Source organism: Actinomadura monticuli (assembly GCF_041463655.1).
GTDB classification, from domain to species: domain Bacteria; phylum Actinomycetota; class Actinomycetes; order Streptosporangiales; family Streptosporangiaceae; genus Spirillospora; species Spirillospora monticuli.
In genome coordinates this window covers 109,128-126,997 of record NZ_JAXCEI010000017.1, presented here as the reverse complement: position 1 = coordinate 126,997, position 17,870 = coordinate 109,128, and the positions used below count along the sequence as shown (strand labels likewise).

The following is a 17,870-nucleotide window of genomic DNA, read 5'->3' as shown; positions in this document are numbered from 1 at the left end:
CCGACCCCGCGCCCGCTGACCCCGCGACCGCCGGCGCGCCGTATGCCGGGCGGTCAGCCGGGGCGGCCGGGGCGGGGGCCCTGCATCAGGGTCTTGCCGGTCGTGTAGAGGTCGGCGGGGACTCGGGCCGGGTCCAGGAGGTGCTGGAAGGCCACGCCTAAGTCGAGGGCCATGGTCAGGGTGGCGCGGTCGGCGGGGGCGATGCCGTCCGCCGGGCCGAGCTCGCTGGCCAGCTGGGCGCGGCGGTCGGCGTACCAGTCGGCGATGCGCCACCCGGCGGCGTAGTCGCGCATGCCGTAGAGCCAGAACTCGACGAGCAGGAGGGCGAGGCGGCGGGGACCGTCGTCGCCGTCGTGCCGGGCGGACGAGCGGCCGGTGCGGTCGGCGTCCTCGACGGCGGCGCGGAGCTCGTCGCAGACGTCGGGGCCGGTCCGGTCGCTGGTGATGCGTTCCATCAGGGCGAGCAGCAGGTCGGTCTTGCCCGCGAAGTTGGAGTAGACGGCGCCCTTGGTGAGGCCGGCGGCCGCCGCGATGTCGTCGAGCGAGGCGCCGTGGATGCCGCGCTCGGCCCAGAGGCGCTCGGCGGCGGCGAGCAGGGCGGTGCGGGTCTGCTCGCGCCGGGCCCGGCGCGGCCGCGGATCGCCGGCCCCCGCGCCCTCGGGCCGCTTGTCGCCGTGGGCGTGCCTCATTCGCTGTTACCTCCGTGTCCGAGACCGCGCGTTCCCCGGGCGCGCGTTGGTTTCCTCCCTCACTGCCTCGCGCGCCGAGATTCTCTCCTGCCCTTCGGAATACACCGCGCGGACGTGGTCAGTCTTCGACTTGCTCAACTCCGGTCGCGTTGGAACGCTCCGTTCGCCTACCGGTTGTCACCTGAGGACGGATACGAGGTGATGAGGTGGGGCAGATCACTGGAAGTGATGCGTTACTTGCAGGTAGCCAAAAATGGGCAGCTGGTCATACTCTGCCTGCATGGCATCCCCGACGGTCCCTGCCGAAGGCGCGGCAGAGCGCGAGCTCCCCCAGACCCTGATCGACCGGCTGGCCTCCCGCGTCGCCTCGGGCGGCGCCGACACCGCGACGATCCCCAGCCCGTTCACCGGTGAGCCCTTCGCGACCGTCCCGATCTCCACGGCCGACGACGTCCGCAAGGCCTACGAGCGCGCCAGGGAGGCGCAGCGGGCCTGGGCGGCGCTGCCGGCCGGCGAGCGGGTCAAGCCGTTCCTGCGGCTCGCGGAAACGCTGGTCGACCGGCGCGAGGAGATCCTCGACGTCATCCAGCTGGAGACCGGCAAGGCGCGCCGCCACGCGATGGAGGAGTTCCTCGACGTGGCGCTGTGCTCCCTCTACTACGCCCGGCGGGCCCCGAAGCTGCTGAAGCCGAAGCGCCGGCAGGGCATGATGCCGGGGCTGACGCGCGTGCAGGAGCTGCGGCACCCGAAGGGCGTCGTGGCGCTGATCGCCCCCTGGAACTACCCGTTCGCGCTGGGCGCGAGCGACATCGCGCCCGCGCTGATGGCGGGCAACGCGGTGATCCACAAGCCGGACACCCAGACGTGCCTGTCCAGCCTGTGGGTCCTGGACCTGCTCATCTCGCTCGGGCTGCCCGAGGACCTGTGGCAGATCGTCGTCGGGGACCCGGCCGAGATCGGCGACCCGCTGCTGGAGGAGGCCGACTACGTCTCCTTCACCGGGTCGACGCGCGGCGGCACCGCCATCGCCGCCAAGGTCGCGCCGCGCCTCGTCGCGTACTCGCTGGAGCTCGGCGGCAAGAACCCGATGATCGTCATGCCGGACGCCGACGTCGAGCGGACCGCGCGCGGCGCCGTCCGCGCGTGCTTCACCAACGCCGGGCAGCTGTGCATCTCGATCGAGCGGATGTACGTCCACGAGGACATCTACGACCGGTTCGTCCCGCGGTTCGTCGAGCTGGTCAAGGGCATGAAGCTCGGCACCGGCCTCGACTTCGACGCCGAGATGGGCTCGCTGACCTACCGGCGCCAGCTGGAGGCGGTGAGCCGGCACGTCGACCAGGCCGTCAAGGAGGGCGCGACCGTCCTCGCCGGCGGCAAGGCCCGGCCGGACATCGGCCCGCTGTTCTACGAGCCGACGGTCCTCACGGACGTCAGCGGCGACATGGACCTGTGCGCGAACGAGACGTTCGGGCCCGTCGTGTCGATCTACAAGTACCGGGACGAGGACGAGGTCGTCGCCCGCGCCAACGACACCGCCTACGGGCTGAACGCGTCGGTATGGACGAAGCACCCGGCGCGGGGCCGCCGCCTCGCCGCCCGCATCCAGGCCGGGACCGTCAACATCAACGACGGCTACGGCGCCGCGTACGCCTCGTACGACTCCCCGATGGGCGGCATGAAGCAGTCCGGGGTGGGACGCCGCCACGGCGCCGAGGGCCTGCTGAAGTTCACCGAGGTGCAGACCGTCGCGAGCCAGCACTTCATGGACCTCGAACCCCCCGCCGCGATCGGTTACGACACGTTCGCCGGCTTCATGGCGTCGGGCATCAAACTCATGAAGAAGCTGCACATCAAGTAGGGATCGTTCGTGAAGCATGACTTCGACGTGCTCGTCGTCGGGTCGGGATTCGGCGGCAGCGTGTCCGCGCTGCGGCTGACCGAGAAGGGCTACAAGGTCGGCGTGATCGAGGCGGGCCGCCGCTTCGACACGAACCCGACCGGGGCACCCGGATCCAGGTATCCGGAGCTGCCCAAGACGAACTGGCGCGTCGGACGGTACCTGTGGGCGCCGGCGCTCGGCCTGACCGGCATCCAGCGGATGCACCTCATCCGCGGCGCGAAGTCGAGCCGCGTGATGGTGCTCGCGGGGGCGGGCGTGGGCGGCGGGTCGCTGAACTACGCCAACACCCTGTACGTCCCGCCGGAGCCGTTCTTCAAGGACGGCCAGTGGGCGCGCATCACCGACTGGCAGGACGAGCTGGCGCCCTACTACGAGCAGGCCAAACGGATGCTGGGCGTCGTCCAGAACCCGACGACGACCGAGGCCGACAAGGTCATGAAGAAGGTCGCCGACCGGATGGGCAAGGGCGACACCTTCGTCAAGACGCCCGTCGGCGTCTACTTCGGGCGCGGCGCCGGGATCGAGAGCGCCGACCCGTTCTTCGGCGGGGCGGGCCCGCGCCGGCGCGGCTGCCTCGAATGCGGCGAATGCATGGTGGGCTGCCGCCACGGCGCGAAGAACATGCTCACCGAGAACTACCTGTACCTCGCCGAGAGGGCCGGCGCCCGGGTGATGCCGCTCAGCCGCGTCACCTCGGTCCGGCCCCTGCCCGGCGGCGGCTACGCGGTCGAGATCGTCCGGACGGGCTCGTTCGGGCGCAACCGCAAGACGCTCACCAGCGAACAGGTGGTCTTCGCGGCCGGCACCTACGGGACGCAGAAGCTGCTGCACAAGCTCCGGACGACCGGCGCCCTCCCGCACCTGTCGGCACGGCTCGGCGCCCTGACCCGCACGAACTCCGAGGCGATCCTGGGCGGTGGCCGCCGCAACGGACGGCCCGGCCCCGACTTCTCCGAGGGCGTCGCGATCACCTCGTCGTTCCACCCGGCGCCCGACACCCACGTCGAACCCGTCCGCTACGGGCGGGGCTCCAACCTCCTCGCCGGCCTCCAGACCCTCCTCGTCGACGGGGACCGGCCCGGCGAGCGGCACACGCCCCGCATCCGCAAGTTCGCCCGCGAGGCGGTGCGCCGGCCGCGCGACCTCGTCCAGCTCTTCGACGTCCGGCACTGGTCGGAGCGGACGGTCATCGCGCTGGTCATGCAGACCCGCGACAACTCGATCACGCTGCGCCCGAAGCGGGGCCCGTTCGGCTGGGACGTCCGCGCGTCCGCCGGGCACGGCGAGCCGAACCCGACCTGGATCCCGGAGGGGCACGAGGCGACGCGCCGGATCGCCGCGGAGATCGGCGGCATCGCGGGCGGCACCTGGGGCGACCTGTTCGACATCCCGATGACCGCGCACTTCCTCGGCGGCTGCGCCATCGGCGAGTCGGCCGAGACCGGCGTGATCGACGCCTACCACCGCGTCTACGGGCACCCCGGCCTCCACATCGTGGACGGCTCGGCGGTCTCGGCGAACCTGGGCGTCAACCCGTCCCTGACCATCACCGCACAGGCCGAACGCGCCATGTCCTTCTGGCCGAACCGCGCCGAGGAAGACCCGCGTCCCGCGCTGGGCGCCGCCTACCGGCGGCTCGCCCCCGTCCCGCCGAAGAACCCGGCCGTGCCGGCGGCGGCCCCGGCGGCCTTGAACCTCCCCATCATCGCCATCACCTAACGGGTGCTGACCCGTCCGCGGGTGCGAGAAGGGGCGAGCCCACCGCGACGTCAGGCCGCGGTGGGCTCGGTGGGCTCGGTGGGGGCTAGGCGCGGTATGCGGCCCACTGGGACTGCATCCGGGCGGTCTGGCCCGGGGTGAACTCGTACATGCAGGAGTCGTAGCTGTAGTCCATGAAGTTGTGGATGGGGTCGGCTCCCGGGGCGGAGCACGTGTCGCGCCCCGTCGGGCACCCCGAGGCCGGGCTCTGCTCGGCGGGGGTGTCGGAGACGCGGTCGCCCTGGCCGCCGCAGCCACCCTGGAAGGTGTGGTACAGGCCCATCCAGTGACCCACCTCGTGGGTGGCGGTGTCGCCCTCGTTGTAGTTGCCGATGGCGCCGCCCGGGAGGCTCTGGTAGTGGATGACGACGCCGTCCATCGCGGGCTGGGAGCGGTAGCTGCTCGGGAACGTGGCCCAGCCGAGGAGGCTGCTGCCCAGGTCGGCGGTGTAGATGTTGAGGTCCTGGGCGTTGCCGGTGTGCAGGGAGCTCTTCATCTGGCTTTCGTAGCCTTCGGGGTCGGAGAACCAGGACGCGTTCTGCGTCCGCCTGATCTCCGAGAGCGTGAACGTGACGCCGCTGCCCGCGTAGGCGTTGTTGAGCACGTTGAGCTGCTGCTGGAGGGTCGAGTCGGAGACGTTGCCCGCGCTGCCGTAGACGACCTGGAAGTGGACCCGGACCGTGACGGCCGCGGCCACGCGCACCGTCTTGAGCTTGCCGACGCGGTTCTGGAAGTCCTTCTCCATCGCGGCGACCTTGGCCGCGCTGGGCTGGTTGCGTTCGGCGACGTGCGCTCCGGCCCGGACGCGGGCCTGCGCGGGCTGCTCGGCGCACTGGGTGGACGGTGTGGACTGCGTGGACGGGGCGGACGGCGCGGCGAGGGTGGCGGGGACGGCTGGCGCGTACGCGGTGAAGGCGGCGGCCAGGCCGAGGACGGTGGCGATTCCGGCGCGTTTCATGGAACTCCTTGGGGGCGGCGCGAGCGGGGGAGCGCGCGCGGGGGGAGCGGAGTCATCGCTGGAACCAGAGTGGATGCGAACAAACGTCACGTCTTTGGCAAACCTGGACGAACAGGGACGGCTAACGCTGAATACGGCGCCGTAGCGCGGCGGCGTAGCGTGTTCCGCATGGACGTGAAGGGCGAGGCGGCGCGGATCCTGGCGGAGTTGCGCGCGCAGGCGGACCCGGTCCGGGCGGAGGGCGAGAAACGCTATCTGAAGAGTGATTTCGCCCATATCGGCGTGACCGTGCCGGTGCTGCGCAAGGTGGCCGTCTCGGCGGTCAAGGCCGAGCCCGCGCGGGACGAACTGCTGAGCCTCGCCCAGGTCCTGTGGGACGTGACCGACGAAGGACGCCCGGTGCACGAGGCCCGCATGGCGGCCATAGAGGTGCTCGTCAAGCGGGCGGCGCTGCTGGAGCCGCGCGACATGGCCATGGCGGAGGCGCTCGTCCGCGACTCGGCGAGCTGGGTGTACGTCGACAACGTCGCGGAGAGGATCGTCGGCGGGCTCGTCACCCGGAACCCGGATCTGGCGACGGTCCTCGACGCGTGGGTCGCCGACCCCTACATGTGGATACGGCGTACGGCCGTCCTGGCGCTGCTGCCGGGCGTCCGGACGGGCGACCCCGATCTGGAGAGGATCAGCCGGTTCGGGGACGCGCTGATAGGCGAGCGTGAGTTCTTCATCAGGAAGGCCCTGGGGTGGGTCCTGCGGGAGCACTCCAAGAAGGACCCGGCCTGGGTGGTGCGGTGGGTCGAGCCCCGTCTCGACGTCATCTCGGGCGTGACGCTGCGGGAGGCCGTCCGGCGCCTGCCCCCGGAGGAGGCGGCCCGGCTCCGCCGGCCGTCCTAGGCGCGGTAGGCCGTCCACACCTTGCGCATACGGGCACCCTGGCCGGCGGTGAAGGACGTCATGCACGTGTCGTAGCTGTAGTCCATGTAGTTGTGGACGGGGTCGGCCCCAGGCGAGGTGCACGTGTCCTTGCCGGTCGGGCAGCCGTTCGTCGGATCGCGCTCGGCGGGCGTGTCGGCGACCCGGTCGCCCTGGCCGCCGCAGCCGTCCTGGAACGTGTGGTACAGCCCCAGCCAGTGCCCCACCTCATGGGTGGCGCTGAACCCCTTGTTGAAGTTGTCGATGTAACCGCCCGGCATGCTGCCGTAGTGGATGGTCACGCCGTCCATCTGGGGGTCGGCCGTGTACTTCCAGGGGAACGTCGACCAGCCGAGCAGATCGCCGCCTATGAAGGTGCTGTAGAGGTTCAGCGTGCCCTTGCCGCCCTTGCGCAGTTGCGGCTTGTACGTGCCCTCGTAGCGTTCCGGGTCCTGGAACCAGGTCGCGTTGTCGGTCCGGCTGATCTCACGGAGCACGAAGGAGACCTGCGTGTCCGCGCCTCCGTTGCGTCCGCCGTAGGAGGCGTTCATCGTGCTGATCTGGCGCTGGACCTCCTCGGTGGAGACGTTGCCCTTCACCCCGTCGTGGATCACGTGGAAGTAGACGGGGACGCTGATCTGGGCCGCCGCCGAACGGAGCGCACGGCCGTCCGTCCGCCCGCCCCGGCCCGAGCCCTGGCCAGGGCCAAGGTCGTCCAGGATCCGGTCGAGACGCCGCTCGACGGTGGCCGCCTGCGCCGGGGTCAGGTCGTTGCGGTCCCGGCCGTGCGCCCCCGTCCGCAGCCGTGCCTCCGGGTGCGCGCAGTCGCCGGCGTGCCCGCGCGCGAGCGCGGCGGACGGCCCGGAGAGCGAAGAGGGCGCGGCGGGGACGAGAGCGGCGAGCAGGGCGGTGGCGGCGAGCAGCTTCACGGCACTCCTAGGGAGGTCGCTTGCGGACGGGAGCCATGCAGGTACGTATCTCGACTACAGGGCGTCATTAACACGTATCAGAGCGAAGCGTAAGAGTGGGCGTGATCAAGGTAAATGGATGCCGACCGTTATCGGCCAGTCGCGCCATGTGACGGCCGGGGCGAGGGTGCGGCGCATCGGCGCAGGCAGCGGGCCCGTAGACTGGAGGCCCCTTCCGGCCGTGCGAAAGGCTTAGTCGGTGCCCGCAGACCAGTCCTTTGACACCGTCCTCGTCGTCGACTTCGGCGCGCAGTACGCGCAGCTGATCGCGCGGCGCGTCCGCGAGTGCCATGTGTTCAGCGAGATCGTGCCGTCCACGATGCCGGCGGCGGAGATGCTCGCGAAGCGGCCGAAGGCGATCATCCTGTCGGGCGGCCCCGCCTCGGTGTACGAGAAGGGCGCCCCCGCCGCGCCGGACGGGCTGTTCGACCTCGGCGTCCCGACGCTCGGCATCTGCTACGGCCACCAGGTGATGGCGCAGGCCCTGGGCGGGACGGTCGAGAACTCCGACGTCGCCGAGTACGGGGGCGCGACCGTCGCCGTCACGTCCCCGGGCATGCTGTTCGAGGGGCTGCCGCACGAGCAGGCGGTGTGGATGTCCCACCGCGACTTCGTCAGCAGCGCCCCGTCCGGCTTCACCGTGACGGCCAGCACCGAGGTCACGCCGGTCGCCGGCATGGAGGACCTGGAGCGCGGCTTCTTCGGCGTCCAGTTCCACCCGGAGGTCCTGCACACCGAGCACGGCATGGAGATCCTCCGGCGTTTCCTCTACGAAGGCGCCGGATGCCGCCCCAACTGGACGATGCTGAACATCGCGGACGAGTCCATCCAGGCCGTCCGGCAGCAGGTCGGCGCGAAGCGGGTGATCTGCGGGCTGTCGGGCGGCGTGGACTCCGCCGTCGCCGCCGCGCTCGTCCAGCAGGCCATCGGCGACCAGCTGACCTGCGTGTTCGTCGACCACGGCCTGCTGCGCAAGGGCGAGCCCGAGCAGGTCGAGAAGGACTTCGTCGCCGTCACCGGGGTGAACCTGCACGTCGTCGACGCGCAGGACCGCTTCCTCGCCGCCCTCGACGGGGTCTCCGACCCGGAGGAGAAGCGCAAGATCATCGGCCGCGAGTTCATCCGCGTGTTCGAGGAGGCGGCCCGGGAGATCGTCCACGGCGGTTCCGGGGGGTCTGGGGGGTCTGGGGGGTCGTCCCCTCAGAGGGGCGCGGAGGACGCGGCCGAACCGGTCGAGTTCCTCGTCCAGGGGACCCTCTACCCGGACGTGGTCGAATCGGGCGGCGGTACCGGCGCGGCCAACATCAAGTCGCACCACAACGTCGGCGGCCTCCCCGACGACCTGCAGTTCAAGCTGATCGAGCCGCTGCGGACGCTGTTCAAGGACGAGGTCCGCGCGCTCGGCGAGCAGCTCGGCCTGCCGTCCGAGATCGTGTGGCGGCAGCCGTTCCCGGGGCCCGGCCTCGGCATCCGCATCATCGGCGCCGTCACCCGCGACCGCCTGGACATCCTGCGCGACGCCGACGCCATCGCCCGCGAGGAGCTGACCCGCGCCGGCCTCGACCGCGACATCTGGCAGTTCCCGGTGGTGCTGCTGGCGGACGTCCGCTCCGTCGGCGTGCAGGGCGACAGCCGGACGTACGGGCACCCGATCGTCCTCCGCCCGGTGACCAGCGAGGACGCCATGACGGCCGACTGGGCGAAGCTCCCCTACGACGTCCTGCAGCGGATCTCGACCCGCATCACCAACGAGGTCCGCGAGATCAACCGCGTCACGGTCGACATCACGTCCAAGCCCCCGGGCACCATCGAGTGGGAGTGACCCGGCGCTGAGCACCATGCGGAACGCCCGGCCGGAGAGCGGTTCCGGCCGGGCGTTCCGTGCGGTGTCCGGGCAGGTCAGACGGTGGCGGGGGCGAGGGCGGCCTCGGCCTCCAGCGTCGCGGCGGTCGCGTTGACGACGGCGGCGATCCGCAGCGCCTCCTGGACGAGCTCGCGCGACAGGCCGCCCTCGCGGACGACCTTCTCGTGCGACTCCAGGCAGCGCCCGCACCCGTTGACCGCCGACACGGCCAGCGACCACAGCTCGAAGTCGACCTTGTCCACGCCCGGCCTGCCGATGATCGACATCCGCAGCTTGGCGGGCAGCGTCGCGTACGTCTCGTCCCCGATCAGGTGGGTGGCGCGGTAGTACACGTTGTTCATCGCCATGATCGACGCGGCGCCCTTGGCCGCCTCGAACGCCTCGGCGGTCAGGTAGTCGCCCGCCTCCTCGGCCAGTTCCCGGATGACGACGGCGCTGCGCGTGGCGAGCGCGCAGGCGAGGACCGTCCCCCACAGCTGCTGCTCGGTGAGCTGCGAGGTGGAGGTCAGCGAGCCCAGGTTGAGCTTGGTGTCCTTGGCGTATCCCGGGAGGGCGCTCTTCAGCGCGTCAACGCTCATGATCACAGGTCCTTTCCAGCGGACGGCCGGCCGCGCGTCCCGCCGCGGCCGGCCGTGAACGATCTCGGCGGATCAGGCGCCGGCCAGCAGCTTGGTCGCGTCGAGGGTGTCCTCGCCCTTGTTCCAGTTGCAGGGGCACAGCTCGTCGCTCTGCAGCGCGTCGAGGACCCGCAGGACCTCCTTGACGTTCCGGCCGACGGACCCGGCGGTCACCATGGCGAACTGGATCTCGTTGTTGGGGTCGACGATGAACGTCGCACGCTGCGCCACGCCGTCCTCGGTGAGGATGCCGAGGGCCTCGCACAGCTCGCGCTTGAGGTCGGACAGCATCGGGAACGGGATCTCGCGCAGGTCCGGGTGGTCCTTGCGCCAGGCGAAGTGGACGAACTCGTTGTCCACGGACGCGCCCAGCACCTGCGCGTCGCGGTCGGCGAAGTCCTCGTTGAGGCGGCCGAACTCGGCGATCTCCGTCGGACAGACGAAGGTGAAGTCCTTGGGCCAGAAGAAGACGACCCGCCACTTGCCCTCGTAGGACTTGTGGTTGATCGTCTCGAACGCGTTCTCGGCGTCCAGCGAGACGCAGGCGGTGAGCTCGTACTCGGGGAACTTGTCACCGACAGTAAGCACGCATGCTCCTTCATCATGAGAAAAGGGTCGCCTCCGCATGAGGAGGCGCAGGAGGGCCGCGGGGTCTCCACCTCGGCGGCCGATGTCACCGACAGTGCCGCGCCCCGACCCGAAAGAGAAATCGATGAATCCCAAGAATCCGATAGGACTCGCCTATCAATCCCTGAGATGCCCCCATGACCAGCAGGAACGTGCGCACCCCGGCTGGCCGACCACGTCACCCATAGACGCAAATCACACAGACTCGCCCCAAACCGGGCCTAACGCTGCGTAGCGCGCAAGCATAGGCCGCCCACCCGACCGTCCACAACCAGCGAGCGTGCGCGGTAGCGGCGGCGGGTGGGCCGCCGCTACCGCCGCGGGTCAGGCTGGGGTGGGGGGTGTCCGGACGAGGTGGCGGGCGAAGAAGCGGACCGCGCTGTCGGCCTCGAACCTCGGTAGTTCCTTATGACCGCCCGCGTTGGCGTGCAGCGTCTTCTCCTTCGAGGCGAAGGCGTCGAACAGGGCGAGGCCGGCCTCGCGCGGGATGTGCTCGTCGTCCCACTGCATGGCGAACTCGACGGGGACGGTGATCTTCTTCGCCTGCTCCGCCAGGCCCCCGGGCCAGTGGAGGCCGAAGACCGCGGCCGTGATCCGCCGCTCGGCCGCCACCAGCGGCACGCCGATCGCGGTGCCCATGTTGAGGCCGAAGTAGCCGACCGGCCCGTCCGCGCCGATCTCCGCGAGATCCTGGAGGGCGTCCAGGGCGGCCCGCCACTCGGGCACGGCGCGGTCCGCCAGGTGGGCGTTGTAGCGCACGACGATCGAACCGACCGGCTCGCCCGCCGCCATCGCCCGCTGCATCGCGGTGATCTCCCGCTCGTCGTGCGCCGTGCGCGTCCGGTCGCCGTGACCGGGCGCGTCGATGACGGCGACGTGGACGCCGCAGCCGGACACGAGGCGCTGCGCCCGGCCCGACATCGCCGGATGCTTCTTGTGGTTGCCTCCGCCGTGGCCCATCAGCACCAGGGGCGCCCGGTCGGCGCCGGAGGGCGGCGACCAGAGGACGCCGGGGACCTCGCCCACGGTGAAGTCGCGCTCGACCATGCCGTCCGATGACGACTCGGCGGTGAACTGCAGAGAATGCACAGGTGTCGCCTTTCGAGAGTGCCTTGTTCCGAGGCGCTCCCGGCGACACCTACGTCAGTCGCCCGACCGTGAAACGAGGGGGAGCACCCACCTCCGTACAGCGTTCATGGGTCTCACCTCCTCAGCCGGTTCACGGGCGCCTGCACGCTACCGGGCCGGGGAAAGTCCCGTCCAATCGTTTTCGGCCGGAGCCAGGGCCGTTTCCAGGACGTGGTGGAGGGTGGTCGCCGATCGCCTCGCCGGCGTGGGCGTTCCCGGCGGAGGCCCGGGGACGTCCATTGACGTGGCGTAAGTTAGAACTTACCTTTCTGGCAACGTTCGTCCCCAGATCGGGAGGCCGCCGTGCCCTTGCAGACCGCGCCGGACATGGAGAACATCTTCACCCCGCTGATGCACGAGCACGACTACGTCATCGACGAGGTGGACGGGGACCTTCCGTCCGACCTGACGGGGACGCTCTACCGGATCGGGCCGGGCAAGTGGGAGGTCGGGCGCACGCTGCTGCACCACCTCTTCGACGGCGACGGGATGGTCTCGCAGTTCAGCTTCGACGGCCGCGAGGTCCGCTACCGCAACCGGTACGTGCGGACGCCGCAGTTCGTGGACGGCATGGTCGCCGGCCGGGCGCGGAGGCCCGCCGTGGGGACGGCGCTTCCGGGCGGCTTCTGGACCAACTTCGCGAAGGCGAAGGGGCCCGCCAACGCGGCCAACACCGGTGTCGTGATGCACGCCGACCGGCTGCTCGCCCTGTGGGAGGGCGGCCCGCCCCACCGGCTGGACCCCGACACCCTGGAGACGCTCGGCGTCCACGACTTCGGCGGGCGGCTCCGGGGCATGCTCAAGGCGTTCTCCGCCCACCCCAAGTGGGACCCGGTCACGGGCGAGATGTTCAACTTCGGCCAGGAGTTCGCGCCGCTGCCCCACCTGAACTGCTGGAAGGTCGACCGGCAGGGCCGGTTGCGGCGGCTCGCCAAGGTGCGGATGCTGAACATGCCGTGGAACCACGATGTCGCGCTGACGACCGAGCACATGGTGTTCGTCCTGGACCCGTACATGTTCGACCTGCGCACGATGCTGAGCGGCGGGCCCATGTTCGACGCGATCCGGCACCGTCCGGAGAAGGGGACGCGGTTCGTGCTCGTCCCGCGCAACGGCGGCCCGGCGCGGATCGTGGAGCACGAGACGCTCGTCCACCTGCACGTCGCGAACGCCTTCGAGGACGGGACGGACACGGTCGTCGACCTGGTCCTGTTCGACGACTACGAGGACATCCGGCGCGACCTCACCGGATTCCGCACGCGGTTCCCCGAACTGCCGCCCAGCAGGCTCATGCGCTACCGGATCACGCCGTCCGGGCGCGTGATCGAGACGCGGCTCTCCGACGTGCCGGGCGAGCTTCCGCAGTTCGACTGGCGCCGCTCCACCCGCCCGCACCGGTACACCTACATGAGCGGACGGACGGGGACCAGCGGCGAGTACGACAGCGTCCTGAAGGTCGACGGCGACACCGGCCGTACCGAGGCCCATGGGATGGGCCCGCACACCTACGTCGGCGAGCCCATCTTCGTGCCCCGCACACCGGACGCCGCCGAGGACGACGGGTGGCTCCTGACCGTGGTGTACCTCGGCGCGGAGCACAGGTCGCAGCTCCGCGTCCTGGACGCCCGCGGCCTGGAGGACGTCGCCGCGCTGAACCTGAAGCACCACATCCCGTTCGGATTCCACGGCACGTTCACCAGGCGGGTCGCCGAGCCCGGCTCCCCCATCCCGCACCCGGACCGGCTGCCCCTGCCGTGAGGGCCGGACCCGTGGTGAGGCGCGCTGTGGCGAATCACATGCTGTGGTGAATCCCACCGGCCGTTGACCAGCGAAGCATCACGATCTGTGACGGTCGTTGGATAACGTTCGGTCGAGATGGCGATCAGCAGACCGACGGTGGCCCAGTTGCGGGCGTTCCTGGCGCTCGCGGAGCATCTGCACTTCGGGGACGCCGCCGCCGCGCTGCGCATGAGCCAGCCCGCGCTGTCCGGGGCCGTGTCCGCGCTCGAGGAGAACCTGGAGACGCGGCTCGTCGAGCGGACGACGAGGAAGGTCCTGCTGACGCCCGCCGGCGAGCACGTCGCACGGCGCGCGGAGGTCGTCCTGGCGGAACTGGACCGCCTGGTGGACGAGGTCAAGGCCGTCCGGGGGCCGCTGGTGGGCCCGCTCCGGGTCGGGGTCATCCCGACCGTCGCGCCGTACCTGCTGCCCATCGTCCTGCCGAGGCTCGCCAAGGAGCACCCCGACCTGGAGCTGTCGGTGCACGAGGACCAGACCGAGCACCTCGTCGCGGAACTGCTCGCCGGGCGGCTGGACGTGGTGCTGCTCGCGCTGCCCCTCCTCGCGGCCGGGGTGACGGAGATCGTCCTGTACGAGGAGGACTTCGTGCTCGTCGCGCCCGCCGGTTCCGAACTCGGCGACGACGGGATCGAGCGCGAGGCGCTGCACGACATGGACGTCCTCCTGCTGAACAAGGGCCACTGCCTGCGCGACCAGGCCCTGGACGTCTGCCGGGACGTGGGCGCCCGCACGGCCGCGGCGACCTACGCGACGAGCCTGGCGACGCTGGTCCAGCTCGTGTCGGGCGGGCTCGGCGTGACGCTCGTCCCGGAGACGGCGCTGCCGGTGGAGACGCGCCGGGCGCCGAACCTCGGGCTGCACCGGTTCGCGCCGCCGGCGCCGTTCCGCCGGATCGGGCTCGGGTTCCGGTCGACGTGCCCTCGCGTGGACGAGTTCGAGGCGCTCGCGGAGAGCGTCCGCATGGCCGTCGCCGAGTCCGGCGTCGCCCCGGGGATCCGCCCCGCGCGACCGTAGGCCGCCACCGCCGCGGTTCCGCGCCTGGAGCCGCCGGACGGAGGGTCACGGGACCGTAAGCACCGGGCCAGGCGAGGTCAAGTCTGCGTCAGGGGAGGCTCTGGCAATGGCGATGCGCGTTCATGCGGTGGCGTGACGTCACCATGCTCTGTGGGGCGAGGAGGAGGCCCCATGTCCCCGAAGCTCAGCGTCGTCGTGCCGTTCCACAACACCGAGGAGTACTTCCGGGAGTGCCTGGAGTCACTGGCCCGGCAGACGCTGCGCGACATCGAGGTGATCCTGGTCGACGACGGGTCCACCGACAACAGCGCGGTGCTCGCCAAGGAGATGTGCGCCCGCGACCAGCGCTTCCGCCTGTTCACGCGCGAGCAGGAGGGCCCGGGGCCCGCGCGCAACGCGGGCGTGCGGCAGGCGAGGGGCACGTACCTGGCGTTCGCCGACGCCGATGACGTCGTGGAGCGGGACGCCTATGCGCGGCTGGTCGGCTCCCTCGACCGGACGGGTTCCGACATGGCGGGCGGCAACGTCCAGCGCATGGAGGCCGACCGCACGTGGCAGTCGCCCCTGCATGACGGCGTGTTCACGGAATCCTGTTCGCGGACGCATGTGTCGTCCAAGCCGGTCCTGATGCGCGACCGTACGCCGTGGAACAAGGTGTACCGGCGCGAGTTCTGGGAGCAGACCGGCCTGGAGTTCCCCACGGGCTTCTACGAGGACCCTCCCGTCATGGCGCGCGCGCACGCCCTGGCCCGTTCCGTGGACGTCCTGAGCGAGACGGTCTACTACTGGCGTAAGCGGCCGGGGTCCATCACCGACGACCGCCATGACTGGGACAACCTCCGGCAGCGTTTCGCGTCCGCGCGTGCGCTGCGGGAGGCGATGACCGGTTACGCGCCCCAGTTCCTCAACGCGTACGACGAGCACTCCCTCATCGAGATCGACCTCCGCATCCTCTTGGAGGCGCTCCCCAGGACGCAGGACGAGCACCACGAGGAGCTCGTCGCGATGGGTGCGGCACTGGCCCGGAAGATCAGCCCGCGCGTGCTGAAGCGGCTGCCGGCGATCCTGCGCCTGCAACTGCACCTGCTCTGCCGCCGGATGCTGCCGGAGCTGCTGGAGGTGCTGCGGTTCGTCCGGCTCAAGATGGCGGCGGACGCGCCCCGGGTGCGGCGCGGCCTGCGGCACCGCTGGTACGCGGAGTTCCCGTTCTTCGAGGACGAGGAGCGGGCCGTCCCCGCGCACGTGTACGACGTGACCGACGAGCTGAAGCCGGTCGCGGCCGTCGACCGGGCCGCCTGGGTGGACGGGCGGCTCCGCATCGAGGGGCACGCCTACATCCGGCACCTGGACTCCTCCACCGAGGACGGTTCCCGGATCCGGCTGTGGCTGGTGGCGGCGAACAAGCGGGGCCTCATGCGCGTCCCGGTCACGCGGGTCCGGCGGCCGGACGTGACGGCCCGGTCGCGGCAGTCGGCCGTGTCCTACGACTGGTCCGGGTTCGTCGCGGAGATCGAGCCGGCCGCGCTGAAGATGTTCGGGCGCTGGCGCGACATCGACTGGGTGCCGTGCGCGGAGGTCGTCAACCGAGGGCTGCGGCGGCGCTCCACGTTCGCGAACCCGCGCCTCACGAGCCGGCAGTGGCCGGACGACCGGGAGTGCGCGCCGGGCGTCCTCGTCCAGGGCGTCGCGGGCCGGCAGCGGTTCGTGGTGCAGGTGCGGCGGACGGCGGCGGCGGTCGTCGGGTGCCATCTGGAGGGCGGCGAACTGTGCCTGGACGGCTGGAGCCGCGCCCCGCTCGGGGACGAGCCGCGCGTCACCGCCACGCCGAGGTCGGGCCGGGCCACGGTGGCGGGCCCGGTCGAGCGGGTCGGCGGGGAGGGGTTCCGGGCGAGGCTGCCGGTGGCCGGGCTGGTCCGGCGGAAGGGCGACTGGGAGGTCGCCCTGCCGGGCGGCGTCCGGCCGTACCTGGACGAGGACGCGGCCGGGGCCGCGTTCCCCGTCCCCGGCGGCGAACTGGAGATCGCCAGGACGCGGCGCAGCACCCTGCGGATCGTCGTGCGCGGGCGGTCCCTGATCGCCGACGAGGTGTCCTGGTCGGACGACGGCGCCCTGCGGCTGTCCGGGACGTGCACCGACCGCGTCGGACGGCCCGACTCGGTGTTCCTCCGGCGGCGGCGGTCGTCCGAGGAGCACGTCGTCGACCTGGTCTGGGACGGCGACCGTTTCACCGCGAAGTTCTCGCCCGCGCGCATGCCGATGCTCGGGCTGTCCCGTCCCCTGGTGACCGGCCGCTGGGACGTCCTCACGACCATCGGCGGTCAGGAGCACCCGGTCGCCGTCAGGCGCCACACCCTCCGCGACCTGCCCGAACCCTACGAGGCGGGGCTGCACCGCATCACCGTCCGCGCGCATAAGACCGACCAGTTGCTGCTGCGGGTCGAGACCGCACTGGACGACGACGAGCGCGGGGCGTACGCGCAGAGCCGGATCCGGTCGGGCCACTACCGGCGCCACCTCAACCTGCCCGTCCGCGACCTCGCCGTGTTCGACGCGTACCGGGGGCGCCAGTACTCGTGCAACCCGCGCGGCATCTACGACGAGCTCCGGCGGCGCGGAACCGACCTGGAGTGCGTGTGGGTCACCGAGAACGGCCAGTTCGGCAAGCCGGCGGGCGCCCGCACCGTCCTGGTGGGCACGCGGGAGCACTACGAGGCACTCGCCCGCGCGCGCTTCGTCTTCGGCAACTGGTCGCAGAAGGAATGGTTCACCAAACGCGACGACCAGACCTATGTGCAGTGCTGGCATGGGACGCCGCTGAAGAAACTGGGCTACGACGTCAAGCAGATGCCCTTCAAGCGCACGGAGGGCGTCGACTGGATGGAGTACGACGTCCCCCAGTGGGATCTGCTCCTCGCGCAGAACGCGTTCTCCGTTCCGCTGTTCCGCCGGGCGTTCGGCTACCAGGGGGACGTCTTCGAAAGCGGCTACCCGCGCAACGACGTCCTGAGCAGCCCGCACCGCGACGAGATCGCGGCGGCGGTCAGGCGGCGCCTGGGCATTCCCGAGGGCAAGCGGGTGGTGCTGTACGCGCCGACCTGGCGGGACGACTTCCACCACGCCATCGGCAAGCGCGCGTTCCGCCTGGAACTCGACGTCGACCGGTTCAGGGCGGCGCTGGGCCGCGACCACGTCCTGCTCCTGCGCACGCACTATCTCGTGACCGACCGGCCGAAGCTGCGGCCGGGCGACTGCGTGATGGACGTGTCCGTCTACCCCGACATCTCCGAACTCTTCCTCATCAGTGACGTGCTCGTCACGGACTACTCGTCGTCCATGTTCGACTTCGCCGTCACGGGCCGTCCGATGGTGTTCTTCACCTACGACCTGGAGCGGTACCGCGACCATGTGCGGGGTTTCTACTTCGACTTCGACGCGGAGGCGCCGGGGCCGCTGCTGAGCACGTCGCGGGAGGTCGTCGACGCGCTGCGCGACCCGGCCGCGCTGGACGCGGGCTACCGGGACGCGCGCGCCGCCTTCGCCGCCCGGTACTGCCCGCACGACGACGGCCACGCCGCCGCCCGCGTGCTGGACCGGGTCCTCCGATCCGGTCGCTGACCCGCTCCAGAAAACCC

At 71.1% G+C, this 17,870-nt stretch carries 13 protein-coding genes; 7 read left to right on the top strand and 6 right to left on the bottom strand.

What is annotated here, in order from left to right; genetic code table 11:
- Positions 1 to 53: 53 nt before the first annotated feature.
- Positions 54 to 689 (bottom strand): TetR/AcrR family transcriptional regulator, encoded by a 636-nt coding sequence (locus SM611_RS30665; RefSeq protein ID WP_371953795.1) that lies wholly within the window; start codon positions 687 to 689, stop codon positions 54 to 56.
- Positions 690 to 969: 280 nt separating this feature from the next.
- Between SM611_RS30665 and SM611_RS30660 the strand changes: the two genes are divergently transcribed.
- Both SM611_RS30660 and SM611_RS30655 read left to right on the top strand, forming a co-directional pair.
- Positions 970 to 2,550 (top strand): succinic semialdehyde dehydrogenase, encoded by a 1,581-nt coding sequence (locus SM611_RS30660; protein ID WP_371953794.1) that lies wholly within the window; start codon positions 970 to 972, stop codon positions 2,548 to 2,550.
- A gap of 9 nt (positions 2,551 to 2,559) precedes the next feature.
- Positions 2,560 to 4,311 carry a GMC oxidoreductase gene (locus SM611_RS30655; RefSeq protein ID WP_371953793.1) on the top strand — a complete coding sequence of 584 codons (1,752 nt, stop codon included), beginning with the start codon at positions 2,560 to 2,562 and terminating at the stop codon, positions 4,309 to 4,311.
- 85 nt (positions 4,312 to 4,396) lie between these two features.
- Here SM611_RS30655 and SM611_RS30650 read toward each other — a convergent pair whose 3' ends face one another.
- Positions 4,397 to 5,308 (bottom strand): zinc metalloprotease, encoded by a 912-nt coding sequence (locus tag SM611_RS30650; protein ID WP_371953792.1) that lies wholly within the window; start codon positions 5,306 to 5,308, stop codon positions 4,397 to 4,399.
- A gap of 168 nt (positions 5,309 to 5,476) precedes the next feature.
- On the opposite strand from SM611_RS30650, the gene SM611_RS30645 reads away from it, so the two are divergent.
- Positions 5,477 to 6,202 (top strand): DNA alkylation repair protein, encoded by a 726-nt coding sequence (locus tag SM611_RS30645; RefSeq protein WP_371953791.1) that lies wholly within the window; start codon positions 5,477 to 5,479, stop codon positions 6,200 to 6,202.
- Here the strand turns inward: SM611_RS30645 and SM611_RS30640 are convergent.
- Positions 6,199 to 7,149 carry a zinc metalloprotease gene (locus tag SM611_RS30640; protein WP_371953790.1) on the bottom strand — a complete coding sequence of 317 codons (951 nt, stop codon included), beginning with the start codon at positions 7,147 to 7,149 and terminating at the stop codon, positions 6,199 to 6,201. The genes SM611_RS30645 and SM611_RS30640 overlap by 4 nt on opposite strands.
- A 238-nt stretch (positions 7,150 to 7,387) precedes the next feature.
- On the opposite strand from SM611_RS30640, the gene guaA reads away from it, so the two are divergent.
- Entirely contained in the window at positions 7,388 to 9,010 is a 1,623-nt protein-coding gene (guaA, locus tag SM611_RS30635) for a glutamine-hydrolyzing GMP synthase (RefSeq protein ID WP_371953789.1), read from the top strand.
- A gap of 77 nt (positions 9,011 to 9,087) precedes the next feature.
- On the opposite strand, the gene ahpD is transcribed toward guaA, so the two are convergent.
- The 3 genes from ahpD to SM611_RS30620 all read right to left on the bottom strand — a co-directional run bounded on the left by ahpD (position 9,088) and on the right by SM611_RS30620 (position 11,385).
- Positions 9,088 to 9,630, bottom strand: a complete 543-nt coding sequence (gene ahpD, locus SM611_RS30630) for an alkylhydroperoxidase, AhpD family (RefSeq protein WP_371953788.1) — start codon at positions 9,628 to 9,630, stop codon at positions 9,088 to 9,090.
- Positions 9,631 to 9,702: 72 nt separating this feature from the next.
- On the bottom strand, positions 9,703 to 10,257 hold the full coding sequence (locus tag SM611_RS30625) for a peroxiredoxin (RefSeq protein WP_371953787.1): 555 nt from the start codon (positions 10,255 to 10,257) through the stop codon (positions 9,703 to 9,705).
- Between the two features lie 363 nt (positions 10,258 to 10,620).
- Positions 10,621 to 11,385, bottom strand: a complete 765-nt coding sequence (locus tag SM611_RS30620; RefSeq protein WP_371953786.1) for an alpha/beta hydrolase family protein — start codon at positions 11,383 to 11,385, stop codon at positions 10,621 to 10,623.
- Between the two features lie 342 nt (positions 11,386 to 11,727).
- Here SM611_RS30620 and SM611_RS30615 point away from each other — a divergent pair, with 342 nt between their 5' ends.
- The 3 genes from SM611_RS30615 to SM611_RS30605 all read left to right on the top strand — a co-directional run bounded on the left by SM611_RS30615 (position 11,728) and on the right by SM611_RS30605 (position 17,853).
- Complete coding sequence (locus SM611_RS30615) at positions 11,728 to 13,182, top strand: carotenoid oxygenase family protein (RefSeq protein WP_371953785.1); 1,455 nt, start codon at positions 11,728 to 11,730, stop codon at positions 13,180 to 13,182.
- Between the two features lie 117 nt (positions 13,183 to 13,299).
- Positions 13,300 to 14,238 carry a LysR substrate-binding domain-containing protein gene (locus SM611_RS30610; RefSeq protein WP_371953784.1) on the top strand — a complete coding sequence of 313 codons (939 nt, stop codon included), beginning with the start codon at positions 13,300 to 13,302 and terminating at the stop codon, positions 14,236 to 14,238.
- Between the two features lie 171 nt (positions 14,239 to 14,409).
- Entirely contained in the window at positions 14,410 to 17,853 is a 3,444-nt protein-coding gene (locus SM611_RS30605; protein WP_371953783.1) for a bifunctional glycosyltransferase/CDP-glycerol:glycerophosphate glycerophosphotransferase, read from the top strand.
- Positions 17,854 to 17,870: the final 17 nt, after the last annotated feature.